This window comes from Pseudomonas sp. SIMBA_068 (assembly GCF_046534705.1).
GTDB lineage: Bacteria > Pseudomonadota > Gammaproteobacteria > Pseudomonadales > Pseudomonadaceae > Aquipseudomonas > Aquipseudomonas putida.
The window spans coordinates 1-330 of sequence record NZ_JAWRYI010000198.1 but is presented as its reverse complement, the minus strand read 5'-3'; the positions used below and the strand labels follow the sequence as shown (position 1 = coordinate 330).

Below are 330 nucleotides of genomic sequence, written 5' to 3'. Positions count from 1 at the left end.
CTGCCCCTGGTGCGCGACACCTATTTGCCCATGCCTGCCCTGGATGTGTGGGTGTATGAAGACCCGCAGGGTATCGCCGGTTTCATCGGCACCGGCGGGCATAACGTCGAGATGCTGTTTATCGAACCCGACCGCCGTGGCCAAGGCATCGGCCGGCAATTGCTCGACCACGCGCGTGCGCGCCATGACACCCTGACGGTAGACGTCAACGAACAAAACCCACAGGCCGTGGGGTTTTATCTGCACTATGGCTTCATCCAGGTCGCACGCTCGCCGCTGGATGGCGAAGGCAAACCCTTTCCCTTGCTGCATATGGCTCTACCGACTTCC

The 330-nt window shown here is 60.9% G+C and carries 1 protein-coding gene; it reads left to right on the top strand.

The annotated features are described in order from the left end of the window. Positions 1-330 (top strand): GNAT family N-acetyltransferase (locus SB756_RS28805; RefSeq protein ID WP_410912931.1); only part of this gene is annotated, 330 nt, incomplete at both ends.